Consider the following 16,143-nt stretch of genomic DNA (forward strand, 5'->3'; position numbering starts at 1 on the left):
AATGCGAGTTCGATTGCGGACATTATAAAACTTACCCCCGACATTTCTCTGACCTGCGGAAATGCAGTTTATAGCGATTGCTATAACTCGCCCGCAACTCCGCATTGCGGACAACTGGGCCTGCACCAACTATTGGCAATTGCTTATCGACGTCAGCTCCGCCTCAGCCCGCTCCGCAACTCCGCATTGCGGACAACTGGGCCTGCACCAACTATTGTGATGCGACAACGAGGGGTACAAGGAGGCGCCTGAACATGGGGAAAGGTCACCGCACCGCGTATATCTACGCGATTTTTGTGGCGGTTTGGATCGCAACACCGTTTATGGGTGACCACGTTCCCATGTGGGGCCAATGGCTTTATTGGGCTGGCTTGATCGCCGTAACTGTTTTGGGGTTTGTTATCGCGGTGCGTGAAAAGCGCCCCCTGCTGGGGATATTGTCTGTTCTTACCCTGCTTGCCTGGCCGATCACTCTCGCGGTGGCGTTGTTGTCCGGTCCGTTTGTCTGATGGGCATGTCCCCTACGACTCCGCATTGCGGACAACTGGGCCCGCACCAACTATTTAATTTTTCAAGCTGTTCTTCTCAACCACCCGGAACCAGATGCGCCCCTCCTCCTGCTTCGGCGGAATGAGTCTGACGGGAACCGGATCACGGAGCGGGAAGTCGTAGTAGTCCTCGCGGATCGCCTGGTTGATGTTGCGCTCCTCTACCGTGTCGCTGACGTTCAGGTTGTAGCGAATTTCGTGGAGTGCGCGCTTGTATACCTGTCGGCGAACTTTCGGCGCGAGATTCTTCTGCTCCACCGGCTTGTCGATGTAGCGGCGGGGTCCGCTGGGGGTCGGAACCTCGATGATCACTGAGTTGTGGCGCCAGTCGTAGGTGTCCCTGTGCTCGGATCCCTCGCTGCGCCAGTCGGGGTTGTAGCGGATCCGGACGGCCACGGCCATGCCGTCGATGAGGTCGCGGCGGAACCAGATGAAGGCCTGGCCAGGTTTCAGGGCGAAGATGAGGGCGAACCCGGCCGCGATTGGCAAAGCGAATGCGAGCATGAAGCCTGGAGGGCCGAAGATGCTCTCGAAGAGTCCGACGTACTTCTCCATGACAAACAAGATCGGCTGGCCAATGTACCGCTGGAGCAACTCAATGATGGTGTCGAAGAATCCGTCCATGGGCCAAGAATAAGCGCCCGCCGGGTGGGGCGGGCGTGGAAAACCGGAGGGACGTCGATAGGCTATTGCAACTTTGCTTGAGCCTCGGACCAGAGGCCCTCGAACTCCTCCTCGCTGAGGTGGGTGGCGGTGATGCCCTCCATGGAGTCGTAGGTGCGTGGGTGCGGAACGGTGCCCATGGGTTGGTTCGCCTGGCCGATGACTCGGCCGTCGACGTAGATGCCCGTGATGGTCTCGGCCGGGTCGAGCTCGATCATGCGGATCATGGTGCACTCGTGGGCTGAGATCTCCTCGAGCTCGGCGATATTGAGCAACTCGCCGCCGAGTTCGGGGACGTTGTAGTGGATGCGGACGAAATGTTTCACGTGAAACTCCTAGGAAATTCGGGAGGCGTACGCGGAGCAGATGACCAGTTGGCACATGTGGTAGATCATCAGCGGGATGATCAGCACGCCGAGCGAGGCGCCGCCGAAGATCACGGTGGCCATGGGCAGGCCGGTCGCGAGCGACTTCTGGGTGCCGCACATCTGGATGGCGACGCGATCCTCGCGCGGGAAACGTAGCGCCTTCGGGAGGATGCGGCTGAGCCACAGCATAGCGACGACCAGCACGCACGAGAACACCGTGAGGAACACGATCTCCCACGCGGAGACGTTGGACCAGACGCCAGAGACGACGCCGCGGGAGAACGCGGAGTAGACCACCATCCAGATGGAGCCGCGGTCCACGAGCTTGGTCGCCTTCGACTTGGCCAGCTCCCCCACCCGCGGGATGAAGTTGTGCGCCAGCTGGCCCAGGATGAACGGGAGGAGAAGCTGTAGGGCGATGTCGCCGAACACGGAGGCGTCCACGGACACCCCGTCGCCGGCGCCCATCAGCCACATCACCAAAAGCGGCGTGGCCACAACGCCGACGAGCGAGGACACCGACGCCGCCACCACCGCGCCCGAGACGTTGCCGCGCGCCACGCCGGTGAGCGCCACCGAGGACTGCACGGTGGACGGCACCAGCGACATGAACAGCAGGCCCTGGTACAGCTCCTCCGACATAAACGCCGTGGTGGGCCGCGCGAGGAGGCCGATCACCGGATAGATGACGAACGTGAACGCCAGGATCAGCGCGTGCAGGCGCCAGTTGGTCAGGCCTTTCAGCGCCTCCTGGGTGGACAGGCGCGCGCCGTAGAGGAAGAACAGCAGCGCGATGCCCAGCTTCACCGCGACGGCGAACCCGTCCGCGAACGCGCCCTGGGCGGGCAGCACGAACGCGAGTGCCGCCGCGAGAACGATGCCGACGAGAAGCGGGTCGAGCTTCTTCATCTACTCGGAAACGGAGATGTTGTCGCCGGCGTCGGTCACGGGGACCTCGCGCATGCCGGTGACGGCCGGGCCTGAGACGCGGGCGCCGTCGGCGATGCTGAATACCGAGCCGTGGGCGGTGCACTTGACGGTGTCGCCCTCAACCTTGGTGATCTTCTTCTGCTGGTGCGGGCACACGCTGGAGTACGCCACGTAGGTGCCAGCGGTGGGCTGGGCGATGATGAACTTGTCCAGGATCACCGCGGAGCCGACGGGAACGTCGGTCTTGGCAACTTCTTCGGGGGCCTCCTCTCCGCAGGCGGCGAGGAACGCACCGGCAAACGTAGTTGCGGTGCCGAGCAGGAACATGCGTCGTGAACAGGTCATGATGCGATCGTAGCGCCCTTCATGGCCCCGACGTACTCGGTCAGCGCGGTTTTCAGCGCGTCCATGTCGGTCACGCGGTTGCCGTCGATGTGCTTGTCGATGATGTTCGTGATCGCCGATCCGGTGATCGCGCCCGCGGCCCCCGCGGCGATCGCGTCGCGCACGTGCTCCGGCTTCGAGATGCCGAAGCCCAGCAGCACCGGCGGCCCGCCGAGCTTGCGCACATTATCGACGACCTCGCGCAGGCCCTCCACCGTCGCCTCCTTGTCCGCGCCAGTCACGCCGTCGCGGGAGATGGCGTAGATGTAGCCCCGCGAGTTCGTGGCCACCGCCTCGAGCGTGGCTTCCGAGGCCTTCGCCGGGGCGATGTAGATCGGGTTGATGCCGGCCGCTGTGGCGGCTGCGCTGAAGGGGGCGGACTCGCGCACGGGGACGTCGGGAAGCAAAATGCTGTCCGCACCCGCCTCCTTGAACTCGCGGTAGAAGCGCTTGAGGCCGCGCGCGTGCGCGACGTTGCCGTACACCAGCATGCCGATCGGCAGGTCCGGGTAGCGCTCGCGGATGGTGCGGATTTGCGCAAGCGCCTTATCGACGCTCGCTCCGCCCGCCAACGCCCTCACATGCGCACCCTGGATAGCTGGGCCGTCCGCGACGGGGTCGGAGAACGGAACGCCGAGCTCCACGGCGTCCGCGCCGGCGTCGACGACGGCGGAGACGATTTCCACCGCGTCCTCCGGGTTTGGGTCAGAGAGCATGATGAAGGGCACGAACGCGCCATTGCCGGCGGTGAAGAGTTTCTCGTAGCGGCTCATTTACTTCTCCTTCTTCTCTTCAAGCGTTGCTCGCACGTGGGCGATGTCCTTGTCACCGCGGCCGGACAGGGTAACCAGGATGTGCAGCGGTTCGGCATTAGACGGGTGCTCGGCGGCGCGCTTCAGGGCGTAGCCGAGGGCGTGGGAGGACTCGAGCGCGGGGATGATGCCTTCGTGGCGGGACAGGGCCTGGAAGGCGTCGAGGGCCTCGTCGTCGGTGACGGGCACGTAGGAAGCGCGGCCGGACTTGGCCAGGTGGGCGTGCTCCGGGCCGACGCCCGGGTAGTCCAGTCCGGCGGAGATGGAGTAGGACTCCTCCACCTGGCCGTCGCCGTCGCACATCAGGTACGAGTACGTGCCGTGGAGCAGGCCGGTCGTGCCCTGGGCGATGGCGGCGCCGTGGGCGCCGAGGCCAAAGCCCTCTCCCCCGGGCTCGGCGCCGATGAGCTCGACGCCGTCGTCGTCGATGAAGTCCGCGAAAGTGCCAATCGCGTTGGAGCCGCCGCCGACGCAGGCGACCACCACGTCCGGTAGCCGCTCTGTGCGCTCGAGGATCTGGGCGCGGGCCTCGGTGGAGATCACGCGGTGGAACTCCTTGACAATCTTCGGGAACGGGTGCGGCCCGGCTGCGGTGCCGAGGAGGTAGTGGGACTCGTGGAAGGTGGCGGTCCAGTCGCGCAGCGCCTCGTTCACCGCGTCTTTTAGGGTGCCCGCGCCGGATTCCACGCCGACAACCTCGGCGCCCATCAGGCGCATGCGGTACACGTTCGGCGCCTGGCGTTCCATGTCGGTTTTGCCCATGTAGATCACGCACTCCAGCCCGAGCAGCGCGCAGGCGAGTGCGGTGGCGGTGCCGTGTTGGCCGGCGCCGGTCTCCGCGATGATGCGGGTTTTGCCCATCTGTTTGGCCAGTAGCGCCTGGCCGATCACCTGGTTGGTCTTGTGCGCGCCGCCGTGGACGAGGTCCTCGCGCTTGAGGAAGATGCGCGCGTTGCCCTCGAGCGGCAGGTTGCGGCACTCGGTCAGCGGGGTGGGCCTGCCGAGGTAGTCGCGGAGCAGGCCGCGGTACTCGGCCATGAACGCCTCGTCGTTAAACGCGTCGACGAAGGCTTGCTCGAGCTGGTCGAGCGCCGGGATCAGCGATTCGGGGACGAACTGTCCGCCGAACTCGCCGTAGTACGCAGGGAGCAGGGTCATTGTGTCAGTCCTTAGTTGTGGAAGTCGCGGATAGTGGCGAAGCCGCGCGTCAAAGCGGCGGCGTCCTTGTGTCCGCGGGGGTCTTCGAAGCCGGAGTTGAGGTCGAGGCCGGCGCAGCCGGTGCGCAGTGCGTCGGTGAGGTTGTCGGGCCTCAGCCCCCCGGCGAGCAGCGCGTCGGTGGTGGGGATGCGGGACCAGTCGAACCGCTCCCCCGTCCCGCCGGCGCCGGAATCGAGCACTAGCTTGTCGACGAGCTCCGCCACCCCCGCCGCATCGTTGGGCCCGGTCATGTCGACGGCGCGCCACACCTGGACGTCGACCTCGCCGCGGATGCGCTCGATCAGCGCGCGTTCCGCCTCGAGCGAGCCCTGGTACGGGGCGTGGACCTGCACGGCGGCGACGCCGGGCTGGACCAGTTCGCCGTAGCCTTCGGTGCGTCGCGACACCGCAACGTAGTCCAGGCCCGGCTCCGCGGCGATGATCTCTGCGGCCGTTTCACGTGAAACATTGCGCGGGGAAGCTTCTTCGAAGATCAGCCCGCCGTATACCGCGCCGGCCGCCTTCGCCGCCTGGGCCGCGGATGCCGAGCGCAGGCCGCAGACCTTGTTCGGGCCGAAGACCAGCTCGCGGCAGGCCCGGTCGATGTCCGGCTGGGAGGTCAGCTGGGAGCCGACGAGGAAGCCGTCGGAGTGCCCGCCGAGGCGGCGCACGGTCGCGGCGTCGCGGATGCCGGACTCTGCCACCACCACTGCCCCGTCCGGCGCGAGCGCGGCGAGGCGCGCGGAGCGGTCCAGGTCGATGCTCAGGTCGTGGAGGTTGCGGTGGTTCACGCCGAAGATCTTCGCGCCCAACCGGGCGGCCCTCGCTGCCTCGTCCTCGTCGATGACCTCGGTGAGCACGTCCATGCGTAAAGACTCCGCCACCGAGGCGAGGTGCGCGTACTCCTCGTCCGACAGCACCGACAGCATTAGCAGCACCGCGTCCGCGCCGAAGTAGCGGGCGGCGTAGATCTGCACCTCGTCGACGATGAAGTCCTTGCACAGCACCGGCAGGTGCGGGTGGCGGCGACGGTGGCGAGGTGGTCGTAGTCCCCGCCGAAGTAGTCGGGCTCGCACAGCACGGAAATCGCCGACGCGTAGCGGGAGTACACGCTCGCGATCTCCCCCGGTTTGTAATCATCGCGGATGGTGCCGAGCGAGGGCGAGGCGGACTTGCACTCCATGATGTAGGAGGCGCCGGGGGCGGCCAGGGCATCGTAAAGGGACCGCTCAGAATAACGTAACGTGTCGAAACTAACGTGACCCATACGCCCATGTATTCCGTCAATGTGACGTTTACGGTTCGCCACGATGTCGTCCAAAATCTTAGCCACTGTAGTCCGCCTCCTCGTGGGTGCGCAGCCACTGGGACACGGAGCCGTCGGCAAGCAATTGCTTCGCATGCGCGGTGCCCGCGTCGAGCGAGTCCGCCATGCCGTAGAGGTAGAACATCGCCCCGGCGTTCACGGCCACGGCGTCGCGGTGCGCGGCCGGCCCCTCCCCCGCGAACGTCGCGCGCATGGCGGCGGCGTTCTCTGCGCCGTCGCCTCCGCGGAGGTCCTCGAGCGTATGCTTATCGACGCCAAGCTCCGCCGGCGCCACCGTATAGTGGGAGATCTCGCCGTCTTTCAGCTCCCAGACGAGGGTGTCGCCGTGGACCGCGATCTCGTCGGTGCCGGCGCCGTGGACCACGAGCGCACGGGAGCGGCCGAGCGTTTGCATGGTCTCCGCAATAGTTGGCCCCAACCCAGGGTTTGCTATCCCCATAATTTGGAATTCAGGCCTTGCGGGACTCAATAATGGGCCCATCGTATTAAACAACGTGCTCACGCCGAGTTTTTTACGTACCGGTTGTACGAACGCGATAGCCGGATTGTACGCCGGGGCGAACAGGAAGGTGAAGTTCGAGGACTCGAACTGGCGCACCGCGCGATCCGGGTCCAAGTCGAGCGGGATGTTCAACGCCTCCAGCACGTCGGCCGAACCGGACTTGGACGACACTGAGCGGTTGCCGCACTTGATCATCTTCACCCCGCCGGCCGCCGCGACGAGGGAGGCGGCGGTGGTGATGTTGATGGTGTTGGCGCCGTCGCCGCCGGTGCCCGCGGTGTCCATGATCCCCTCCCCCGTCACCGGGAACGGACGGCCCGCAGCGAGGAACGCCTTGGCGGCTCCCGCGACGTCGGCGAAGGTCTCCCCGCGGGTACGGATGGTGGCCAAAAGCGCGGCGATGTGGACATCGTCGTAGTCGCCGACGGTCAGCGGGGTAAACGCCTCAATGGCCTCCTCCAGGGTCGGCTCGGGGTTGTTGATGAAGCGGCGGAAGATCTCTACGTGGTCAGCCATTGTCGCGTCCTTTCTGCAGCAGGTGTTCCACGCAGCGCTCCAGGAGCTGGGGCCCTGCGGGGGTGAGGATGGATTCGGGGTGGAATTGGAAGCCGATGGAGTAGCCGTCGTCGGTCTCAGCGGCCATGATCACGCTGCCAATCTGCGTGTCCGTCCAGGCCAACGGCGTGATCCCTTGAGGCGCCTCGGTCGCGCCCAGGGAGTGGTAGCGGGCAACCGGCACTTCCAGGCCGGGTTGGCCGGGGGCGCCGCCGACCGTGAGGCCGTCGAAAAGCGAGTGCGGTTGAGTCAGCCGCATGGGCACCGAGGTGCCGTGCTCCGGCCCGCAAGGTTGCACGCGGCCGCCGAAGTGCTCGATGAGCGCCTGGTAGCCCAGACAAATGCCCAGAATGGGAATGCGGCCCTGGGCGCGTTCGATGACCTCCATCATGCAGCCGGCGTCCGCAGGGTAGCCGGGGCCGGGCGAGAGCACGATGAGCTCCGGGTCTGCGGCGAACACCGTGTCGGCGGACACCGTGTTGCGGTAGACCACGGTGTCGAAGCCTGCGAGCGCGTCGACGAGGTTGTAGACAAAAGAGTCCTGGTTATCCAGCAAAACGATCACTTGCGCACCTCCAATTCGCGGCCCGCGGCGAGCGCTTGGAGCACCGCGTAGGCCTTGTGCAGGGTCTCGTCGGCCTCGGCCTGCGGTACGGAATCGCGCACCACGCCGGCGCCGGCCTGCACCGTGGCAACGCCGTCGGCCACGAACGCCGAGCGGATGACAATGCAGGTGTCGAAGTCGCCGCTGCCGTGCAGGTAGCCCACCGCCCCGCCGTAGGAGCCGCGGCGCGTGCCCTCCACCCCGCGCAGCAGCTCGGTGGCGCGCAGCTTCGGGGCGCCGGTGAGCGTGCCCATGTTCATGCAGGCGCGGTACGCGTCCAGCGCGTCCAGGTCCGCAGCCAGCGTTGCGGTCACCCGGCTGACCAGGTGCATCACCCGCGAGTAGCGGTCCACCTGCAGCAGTTCGCGCACACGGCGGGTGCGCGGCTCGGCCACGCGCGCCATGTCGTTGCGGGCCAGGTCCACCAGCATGGTGTGCTCGGCCACCTCTTTGGCGTCGGTGCGCAGCTCAAGCTCCATGCGGGTATCCAGCTCGTGGTTCACCGTCCCGTCCGGGTTCAGCCCGCGCGGGCGCGTGCCGGCGATCGGGTACAGCTCCACCTGGCGGGTGGCGTGGTCGAACTTCAGGTTGGATTCCGGCGAGGCGCCGAACAGCTCGTAGCCGGGTCCGCGCAGGTAGAACATGTACGGCGAGGGGTTGGACCCGCGCAGCCTGCGGTACGCCCCGAACGCGTCCGCGCACTGCGTAGTGAACGCGCGCGCCGGCACCACCTGGTAGATGTCCCCGTTCGCGATGTGGTCTTTGAGGTCTTCCACCTGAGCGCGGAAGTCCGAGTCGGAAACATTCGCCTTGACCACGGCACGCTCCGCCGACCCGGTGGAAGGCTGGTAGGCGGGCACTGGGCCGTCGATAAGCGATGCGAGCGGCTCGAGGTCGATGCCCTCCCCTGCGGCGTCCACCCCGGCGAGGTAGGCCGTGGACGTTTCGTGGTTGACGCGCAGGAGCACCTCGGCGAGCACGAACTGGAAGTCCGGATAGGTATTCGGACCCTCGGCGACGGGCGGCAGCTGCTCGAAGGAGTCGAGGTAGTCGTAGGCGAAGCCGCCGGCGAGGAACGGGAAGTCCTCGTTGCCGTAGCCGGCGCGGGTGGTCAGCGCGCGCAACACGTCGGCGGAGGACGGCGCGGTAAGGCGCTCGCGCTCGTCCGCGGCCTCGGACGCCGGGAACTCGTAGGTGTGCTCGGCGACGCGGTAGTCGTCGAGAAGCAATCGCCCCGCGATCATCTCGCCGGACGGGGTGAGCGGCTCCACCGTCACGCGGTTGCCGCTGCAGGTCACGCGCACCGAAGCGCGCAGCACCGCCACTGACTGCAGGCCGTTGCGGGTGGTGATGTCGGCGGACTCGAGCAACACGGAATCGTCCGCGTCGAGCCCGCCGATGTGGGCGAAGAGGCTGGCCACGTCCTCGTGGTAGCGCACCTCGCGGTGGGTGTAGTGCATGTGGTCCTCGGTTCTGTCGTATTCGTCGCACCGAGGGTGAAAAAAGGCCCGCGGCGCTTGGGGTGCAAGCTGGCGGGCCGTGACTTCGTAGGTGGCGCGCCAGTTAGGCGAGCCACCACCAGTTCAAAGAAGTCATGTACGTCACAGATGACAACTATAGCGGAACCGATATTCCGCCGGGAATATTATTCAGGCAGGCGGTACTGTCCGCGCGGGGCGGCGGCGACGAGGCCGTCCACCTTTAGGCCGGTGATGGCGGCGTGGGTGGCAACCTCCGGGTTCGTGTGCGGGGCGTCCACCAGGCCGCGGCGGACAATCTCGGCGGCGATGTCCTTGTGCGCCATCGGCTCCCCCGCCTCGCGCAACACGGTCAGGATCGCTTCCTGCCAAGTCATGGGCACCTACTTCTGTTCGTCGGCGTGGCCGGCGGCTCGTCGTAAAGCATCGATGTTCACTGCGGGCTTGGGCTCCTCCGCCTGCTTCTCCCGCGCCTGCTCCACGGCCGTGGCCGCACGCGCACCGAAGTTGCCGCCGAGCGACGCCGCGACGACGGCCGCCACCAACGCCACCGCTGGCAGCACCCACATCCAGCCGGAGGCGATGAAGGAGAACGCTGCGCCGAACGCCAGCGCCACAGCGGCCAGCACCCAAAACGGGCCGGCGACCTTGTGGGCCTGGTCCCAGATCGCGCGGTCCTTGCGCACCGCCGGGACGTGCAGGCCGAACCATTTGTTGCCCGGCAGGTTGCCCATGGACGCCAGCGTGCCGGGGATGAGCAGAAGCAGGGTCAGCAGAATAAAGATGATGCCGACAACGACGTTGAGGGTGCTCATATTTTCAAACGGGCTCATGGCTTCCAAGCATACGGCCGGGACGGACGCGAAAGAAAAGCGCTCAAAAATGCAGTGTCCTGTATAATTACCGGCTACCCTAAACACATGAAAAGTAAGCTCTTAGGCTCACTGCTCTTCTGGGTAGTTGTCGCCATCATTCTCGGGTTCCTGTGCAGCCTGTTCTTCCCGGACTGGCTTGCTCGTGTCTTTATCACCTTCAACGGTCTGTTCTCCAACTTCCTCGGCTTCTTCGTGCCGGTGCTGATCTTCGCGCTCATCGCGCCCGCGATTGCGGGCCTGGGCCGCGGCGCAGGGAAGTGGCTGGGCATTACCGCGGGTGTGGCGTACGGATCCACCGTGCTTTCCGGCCTGCTCGCATGGGCGACCGGCACCTTCCTCTACCCTAAGCTGTTGGCGGGCAAGGACCTGATCACCAACGTCGCCGACCCGGAAGAGGGCGGCCTGGCCCCCTACTTCGAAGTTGAGATGCCGCCGCCACTGGCGATCATGTCCGCCCTCCTGCTCGCGTTCATCGTCGGCCTGGCCATGACGGCGGTGAAGTCCGACAACTTGTACAACGTGCTGCAGGAGCTCAACGACGTCGTGCTCAAGGTCGTGGTCACGTTCGTGATCCCGCTGCTGCCGCTGTACATCTTCGGCACCTTCCTGGGCCTGGGCATGAACGAGAACTTCGGCGACACCATGGCCGCCATGGGCGTGGTGCTGCTGTTGTCCGTGGTCATGACCGTGGTCATCGTGCTGCTGCAGTACCTGGTGGCCGGTGTCGTCGCGGGCGTGAACCCGTTCCGCGCCCTGAAGAACATGCTGCCGGCGTACTTCACCGCCCTGGGCACCTCGTCGTCCGCTGCGACCATCCCGGTCACGTACGAGTCCACGCTGAAGAACAACGTTGACGAGGACGTCGCCGGCTTTGTGGTCCCGCTGTGCGCGACGATTCAGCTGTCCGGCTCGATGATGAAGATCATGCTCTACGCCCTGTCCATCGTCTACATGGCCAGCTTGGACATCTCGGGCGGCCAAATCATCGGCTTTATCCTCCTGCTGGGCATCATGATGATCGCGGCCCCGGGCGTGCCGGGCGGCGCCATCATGGCGGCCGCGGGCCTGCTGCAGTCCAACCTGGGCTTCGACGACTCGATGCTCTCGCTCATGATCGCCTCCTACATCGTCGTCGACTCCTTCGGCACCGCCGCAAACGTCACCGGCGACGGCGCGGTCGCGCTGATCGTGAACAAGTTCGCGTCGGGCAAGATCAAGGAGCAGAAGCTTAACGACGAGCCTTCGGCCGCCACCGCCGCCGGCTCCACCGCCGTGTAGCAGTCCCCTGCTGCTGCGCTGAACCGCCCTCCGGGGCGGTTTTCTTTTGCCCGTGTTTCACGTGAAACATGGTCTGCGTCCGCGCCACCCCGCGCCCGGCGCAATCGACTACCCTCTTGCGCATGCCCTTCGAGATCGTCACCACCCACTTCGTGGCCCACGAGCGCGACCTCGAGGAGGCGTACGAGCTCTACCGCGAGCGCATCGAAACGAGCGGCGCTGTCATCTCCGCGGTCTCCCCTCGACCGCACCCCATCGAGGAGGAGTTCACCCTCTGGGACCTGCGCTGCCAGGCCGCGTACGACAACCTGCCCGCCCCGGACCAGATGCGGCTGTACGAGCTCAACGCGCTCGTGGACTTCGCCACCACCAACCGCGACAACGCCATCGAGAAATTCTTCTTCGAGGACCACGACGCGCCGACGCACCTCCCCGCCAGCCTCGGCGGCCTGACTGACCTCACGCTCCGCGACGAGCCGCACGGCACCCTGTCGCTCACCACCATCGTCTACCTCGGCTCACCCGAGCACATGCTGCGTGCGCAGAAGCTTTTCGACGACACCGTGGCCGACCTCAACGCCGTCGCCTACCAGCCGTACGTGGCCCCGCTCGAGGGCACGGAGCACGCGGGGCTGGTCGGTCCCCTGTGGCTTCGCGATGCCACGCTGAACATTATCGGCAAAGGCGACGGGTACTTCTCCCCCGGCAAGGATGCGTGGGCGGGGTGGTTGTTGACGTCGGATGGACCGGAGGACGTCGAGAGGCAATTGCACGAGCACATCGACGCCGACGCAGTGGTGATCACGCGCGCGGTGCAGGAGCCGTTTTAGACACGAAAAAGCACCGGCTCGGAGGAAGGGAAACTCCGTGCCGGTGCCTTTGTCGGCGCTGTGGTTACGGCGTCATCTGCGGGCTCAGTGGATCAACCTGCTCCGGGGCCTCAGCGCCGCCCAGCGGGGAGTCGGAAACCTCGGCGCCACCCAGCGGCGAATCGGTCATCTCCGCGCCGCCGAGACCGGTGCCGCCGGAAGCGGAGCCGCCGACCGAGGAACCACCAGCGGAGGAGCCGCCAGCGGAACCGTCGGATGCGGAGCCGCCGGAGGAAGAGCCGCCGGACACCGGGTCCTCCGAGGTGATGGCGTCGGACGGGGTGACCCCGGTGGTGTCGGTGTCGCCGTCGCTGTCATTGCAGGCGGTGAGGCCGGCGGCAGCCAGCACGAGTGCGGTAGCCGATGCGGCAATACGAGTGTTTGCAGACATAATTCTCCTTCTCGTGTCGGATTCATCCCGGGGTGTCTCGCCCGGATCACAAACTTTCTACGGGGCCTGTCTGCGAAACCCTTGTGAGCCGAGGGGGAACTCTCGTACTGCTTCGTGGCAGAAGAATAACCCGGCCCCTACGCTGCGGGAACCGGGCTATTCGGGTGCGGGATTTACATCGGCAGGCCCGGCATTGCCGGGAGGGAGAGGCCCGGGATGGAGCCGGAGAACGCCGCTGCGGCGCCGAGCAGGGCAACGAGGGCGAGCGGCACACCGATCAGCACGCCCAGGGCGGAGGAACGGTAGTCGCTGTCCTTGTGCGTCAGGCCCTTGATGCACACGCCGGAATTGGTGGAGCTGCCCACACCAGCCTTGTCGTAGGCGTCGTCCAGAGCCTTCTGGCGGCGCTCCTTCTCCTTCTCGTTCGGGGCGCTCTCGATGTACTCCTTTGCTTCTTTCTGAGCCTCCAGGCACTTCTGGTACGCCTCAGAGGAACCCATCTTCTCCTCGCCGTCGGCAGCGTATGCCGGTGCGGTGAGGGCGGACAGGGACAGGGTTGCTGCGAGAGCAGCGGTAGTGATTCGCTGCATAATCGTCTCCTTGTGTCGGTTTGATTACCTGCCAAGGAGTTAACACGTGTCTAATAGGCGCTTTCAACCGATTCGGGGAATCGTTTTCAAAATGAGACAAAAGTGGCGGATTACGCCGGCAGTTTCGGCATACTCGGAAGGGAAACGCCCGGGACTATGCCTGCAGCCGCGGCTGCTGCGCCGAGTAGCGCCACAAGGGCGAGCGGCACACCGACCAGGACGGCGATGACACCGCCGCGGTAGGTCGGGCTGTTGAGCATGCTCTTGATGCACACGGCGTCCGGGTTAGAGGAGCCGCCGTTCTGTCGCAGTTCTTCCTTCTCCTTCTCATTCGCGGAGCCAACCAGACCGCGGCAGTGCTGGTAAACCTCGGACGAGGTCTTCTCGTCCTCCGCCGCATGTGCCGGCGAGGCCAGGACGGACAGGGACAGTGTTGCCGCAACGGCAGCGGTGGTCATGCGCTTCATGGTGTTCTCCTTGTGTTGATCGGGTAGCCCGAAGCCAGAACAACACGTGTCCACAGAATCCCGCACGGCAACTCAGCAAAATGTGTCCAAACTGAGACACGAAAAACGGCCCGCCCCACCGAGGGAACGGGCCGAGAAACGCTCAGGCGAGCTGAATTAGAACGGCAGAGCCGGGAGGGAGACACCCGGGATAGCGCCGGTGAAGGCTGCTGCTGCGCCGAGCAGTGCGACGAGGGCAACCGGGACGCCGATCAGCAGGCCGAGGATGCCGGACTTGGTGTCCGGGTTGTCGATGAGCTCCTGGATGCACTCGCCGGTGGCGTTGTTGGAGCTCTTCTCCTTGCCCGGCTCAGCCTTGTCGCCGCCCTTGCCAGCGGTGGCTGCCTTGCCCTCCTCGGACTCGGCCTTCTTGCCCTCCTTGCACTTCTTGTACACCTCGGAGGATCCGACCTTCTCGCCAGCAGCCTGGTCGCCCTCAGCCTGGGCGGAGCTGCCCTGGTTCTCCTTGGCCGGGACGGTGTCGGCGTCGGCTGCGAAGGCCGGAGCGGAAAGTGCGGACAGGGACAGGGTTGCTGCGACGGCAGCGGTGGCGATGCGCTTCATGGCAATCTCCTTTAAGTAAATCGGGTACCTGCCAGGGGGTTCTGACACGTGTAGAAGTCGTATCGCCCACCCGTCACATTGCGTTACACGGGGTTACCCTGAACACATGCCAAAGATGAAAGAGATTGCTGCTGTCCTCGGTATTTCCACACTTGTGGGCCTTGGTGGCGCGGGTGCCGTCTACAGCGCCATCGACGTCCCTGAGCGCGATCAGTACACCGTCCAGGCTGCGGGGGCGCCGAGCGCGACTATCGACGACTCGCAGGACGTCCTCACCCCCGAGGACGAGCAGCGCCTCCAGCGCGACACCGCCAACATCAACGCGGCCGACGTGGTCACGGATTTCCACTACATGGTGTTCAAAACCAACCACGAGAACATCCTCGACGACGTTGAGGAGCTGCTGCGCTCGCAATACCCGGAGCTGATCGACCAGTCCAAGGGTGAAAACGGCCGCCCGGCCGACGGCGTGCTCATCGTGGGCGTCGGCCTGGATCCGCGCCAGGCGTTCATCTACGGCGGCGACGATGTCACGCAAGAGCTCATGCTTGACGACGACTCGTATCGCGAATCCCTGCTGGATGCCATGAAACCCGGCGTGAACGAAGGCAACATTCCCTCCGGCCTGTTCCGCACGGCGAACCTGGCCATGGACGCGGACGGGCTTTCGGATAGGAAGTTCAGCGACGCAGAGAACGACCGTGGCGGGGCGATTATTGGCGCAGGCATGGGCGGGTTCGGCGCTTCCACCGCGGTTGGTGCGGGTGTGGTGGCGGTGCGGAGCAATCGTCGTAAGGCAATTGCGAAAGCCCGCGAGGACTACGAGCTTGTCACCCACGAGTACACCCGCCTCGCAGGCCGCCTGGACGAGGTGGATGTGCGGGCGAACTCGCTGTCCTCGGCGTTCGCGGACGAGACGCTGCGCCGCCAGTGGGCCGAGGTGCGCGACCGCTTCCTGGGCATGAACGAGCTGGTGCACGGCGCGCAGGGGCTGAGCTCGATCAACATGGACGACGACAAGGACGTGTATAAGCACCGCAAGCAGCTTGCGGACGCCGCCGAGTCCGTGGACCACGTCTCCAACGCCGAGGACAACATCGACCGCCTCTTCGGTGTCGAGCACGGTGACCCGGCCACGCGCCGGGCGGACCTGAGCACAATCCGCGAGGACGTGCTTCGCGCCCGCAGCGAGGTGAAAGATAGCGGGCTGCGCCAGGAGTTGGACTTGTTGATGCAGCGCATCGAGGCGCTGGACGCCAACCCCTCCTCCCCCACCTTCGTGGACGACTTCGTGCGCGTGCTCGGCGATTACCGCGTGATCCTGGACCAGGTGAAGAAGAAGCAGTTCAGCGACGTCAAGGAGCGCGAGAAGCTCACCGCGCCGGCGGTGTACGAATCCGGGTTCTGGTACGGCGGGTACGTCCCGTACGTGCACATGCACGCCTGGCACGAGTCCAACGTGAAGGCGGATCAGGCGGCATCCTCGAGCAGCAGCTCCGTGTCTTCCTCGGGATTTAGCGCCGGGGGTGGCAGCTCCCGCTTCTAAAAGAGTGATTTGCCCCACTTTTTGGATTTCAACTTTCCTTTAATCAATCCGTGCTTATACTTAGACGCGGAGAAATTCGAAGCGCGGCCCGCCACCTAGAACACGAGGTGGCGGGCCACTTCTTTTTGGTGGGGGCATCGGGTTAAAACGCCAAAG

19 protein-coding genes and 1 pseudogene are annotated in these 16,143 nt (G+C 65.4%); 4 read left to right on the forward strand and 16 right to left on the reverse strand.

The features are described from left to right. Window positions 1-254 precede the first annotated feature (254 nt). Window positions 255-509, forward strand: coding sequence for a hypothetical protein (locus HMPREF3151_RS09905; protein WP_070475430.1), 255 nt, complete (start codon window positions 255-257; stop codon window positions 507-509). A gap of 54 nt (window positions 510-563) precedes the next feature. On the opposite strand, the gene HMPREF3151_RS09910 is transcribed toward HMPREF3151_RS09905, so the two are convergent. The 12 genes and pseudogenes from HMPREF3151_RS09910 to HMPREF3151_RS09965 all read right to left on the reverse strand — a co-directional run bounded on the left by HMPREF3151_RS09910 (window position 564) and on the right by HMPREF3151_RS09965 (window position 10,201). Further along, window positions 564-1,172 carry a hypothetical protein gene (locus HMPREF3151_RS09910; protein ID WP_070475431.1) on the reverse strand — a complete coding sequence of 203 codons (609 nt, stop codon included), beginning with the start codon at window positions 1,170-1,172 and terminating at the stop codon, window positions 564-566. A 62-nt stretch (window positions 1,173-1,234) separates the two neighbouring features. Next, on the reverse strand, window positions 1,235-1,537 hold the full coding sequence (locus tag HMPREF3151_RS09915) for a hypothetical protein (protein WP_070475434.1): 303 nt from the start codon (window positions 1,535-1,537) through the stop codon (window positions 1,235-1,237). Between the two features lie 9 nt (window positions 1,538-1,546). After that, window positions 1,547-2,488, reverse strand: a complete 942-nt coding sequence (locus HMPREF3151_RS09920) for a bile acid:sodium symporter family protein (protein WP_070475435.1) — start codon at window positions 2,486-2,488, stop codon at window positions 1,547-1,549. Then, on the reverse strand, window positions 2,489-2,854 hold the full coding sequence (locus HMPREF3151_RS09925; RefSeq protein ID WP_083290298.1) for a Rieske (2Fe-2S) protein: 366 nt from the start codon (window positions 2,852-2,854) through the stop codon (window positions 2,489-2,491). Further along, window positions 2,851-3,666, reverse strand: coding sequence for a tryptophan synthase subunit alpha (trpA, locus tag HMPREF3151_RS09930; protein WP_070475440.1), 816 nt, complete (start codon window positions 3,664-3,666; stop codon window positions 2,851-2,853). Before trpA ends, HMPREF3151_RS09925 begins: the two co-directional genes overlap by 4 nt. After that, a complete protein-coding gene (gene trpB / locus HMPREF3151_RS09935; RefSeq protein ID WP_070475442.1) occupies window positions 3,667-4,863 on the reverse strand; it encodes a tryptophan synthase subunit beta in 1,197 nt (398 codons plus the stop codon). It abuts the gene before it with no gap. Between the two features lie 11 nt (window positions 4,864-4,874). Next, window positions 4,875-6,169 (reverse strand): annotated as a pseudogene (trpCF, locus tag HMPREF3151_RS09940) (bifunctional indole-3-glycerol-phosphate synthase TrpC/phosphoribosylanthranilate isomerase TrpF). 58 nt (window positions 6,170-6,227) lie between these two features. Then, complete coding sequence (gene trpD / locus HMPREF3151_RS09945; RefSeq protein ID WP_070475443.1) at window positions 6,228-7,247, reverse strand: anthranilate phosphoribosyltransferase; 1,020 nt, start codon at window positions 7,245-7,247, stop codon at window positions 6,228-6,230. Next, the gene (locus HMPREF3151_RS09950) at window positions 7,240-7,851 is read right to left on the reverse strand and encodes a glutamine amidotransferase-related protein (protein WP_070475444.1); all 612 of its coding nucleotides are present in this window, start codon (window positions 7,849-7,851) and stop codon (window positions 7,240-7,242) included. The genes trpD and HMPREF3151_RS09950 overlap by 8 nt, the downstream gene beginning before the upstream one ends. Next, the gene (locus HMPREF3151_RS09955) at window positions 7,848-9,350 is read right to left on the reverse strand and encodes an anthranilate synthase component 1 (RefSeq protein ID WP_070475446.1); all 1,503 of its coding nucleotides are present in this window, start codon (window positions 9,348-9,350) and stop codon (window positions 7,848-7,850) included. The genes HMPREF3151_RS09950 and HMPREF3151_RS09955 overlap by 4 nt, the downstream gene beginning before the upstream one ends. Window positions 9,351-9,535: 185 nt before the next feature. Then, on the reverse strand, window positions 9,536-9,745 hold the full coding sequence (locus HMPREF3151_RS09960; protein WP_070475448.1) for a winged helix-turn-helix domain-containing protein: 210 nt from the start codon (window positions 9,743-9,745) through the stop codon (window positions 9,536-9,538). Window positions 9,746-9,751: 6 nt separating this feature from the next. Next, the gene (locus HMPREF3151_RS09965) at window positions 9,752-10,201 is read right to left on the reverse strand and encodes an SdpI family protein (protein WP_246815253.1); all 450 of its coding nucleotides are present in this window, start codon (window positions 10,199-10,201) and stop codon (window positions 9,752-9,754) included. 87 nt (window positions 10,202-10,288) lie between these two features. Between HMPREF3151_RS09965 and HMPREF3151_RS09970 the strand changes: the two genes are divergently transcribed. Further along, window positions 10,289-11,521 carry a dicarboxylate/amino acid:cation symporter gene (locus HMPREF3151_RS09970; RefSeq protein ID WP_070475452.1) on the forward strand — a complete coding sequence of 411 codons (1,233 nt, stop codon included), beginning with the start codon at window positions 10,289-10,291 and terminating at the stop codon, window positions 11,519-11,521. Window positions 11,522-11,643: 122 nt separating this feature from the next. Beyond that, the gene (locus tag HMPREF3151_RS09975) at window positions 11,644-12,351 is read left to right on the forward strand and encodes a hypothetical protein (RefSeq protein WP_070475454.1); all 708 of its coding nucleotides are present in this window, start codon (window positions 11,644-11,646) and stop codon (window positions 12,349-12,351) included. Window positions 12,352-12,415: 64 nt separating this feature from the next. Here HMPREF3151_RS09975 and HMPREF3151_RS12045 read toward each other — a convergent pair whose 3' ends face one another. From HMPREF3151_RS12045 to HMPREF3151_RS09995, 4 genes are all read right to left on the reverse strand, one after another. Beyond that, window positions 12,416-12,781: a hypothetical protein gene (locus HMPREF3151_RS12045; RefSeq protein WP_070475456.1), complete on the reverse strand. Its 366-nt coding sequence runs from the start codon at window positions 12,779-12,781 to the stop codon at window positions 12,416-12,418. A 173-nt stretch (window positions 12,782-12,954) separates the two neighbouring features. Then, window positions 12,955-13,371 (reverse strand): hypothetical protein, encoded by a 417-nt coding sequence (locus HMPREF3151_RS09985; RefSeq protein WP_070475458.1) that lies wholly within the window; start codon window positions 13,369-13,371, stop codon window positions 12,955-12,957. Window positions 13,372-13,481: 110 nt separating this feature from the next. Continuing rightward, window positions 13,482-13,838 (reverse strand): hypothetical protein, encoded by a 357-nt coding sequence (locus tag HMPREF3151_RS09990; RefSeq protein ID WP_070475460.1) that lies wholly within the window; start codon window positions 13,836-13,838, stop codon window positions 13,482-13,484. Between the two features lie 156 nt (window positions 13,839-13,994). Further along, window positions 13,995-14,441: a hypothetical protein gene (locus HMPREF3151_RS09995; protein WP_070475462.1), complete on the reverse strand. Its 447-nt coding sequence runs from the start codon at window positions 14,439-14,441 to the stop codon at window positions 13,995-13,997. Between the two features lie 106 nt (window positions 14,442-14,547). On the opposite strand from HMPREF3151_RS09995, the gene HMPREF3151_RS10000 reads away from it, so the two are divergent. Further along, window positions 14,548-15,987 carry a DUF5129 domain-containing protein gene (locus HMPREF3151_RS10000; protein ID WP_070475464.1) on the forward strand — a complete coding sequence of 480 codons (1,440 nt, stop codon included), beginning with the start codon at window positions 14,548-14,550 and terminating at the stop codon, window positions 15,985-15,987. The last annotated feature ends 156 nt before the right edge of the window (window positions 15,988-16,143 follow it).

Source organism: Corynebacterium sp. HMSC05H05 (assembly GCF_001807265.1).
Taxonomy (GTDB): Bacteria; Actinomycetota; Actinomycetes; order Mycobacteriales; family Mycobacteriaceae; genus Corynebacterium.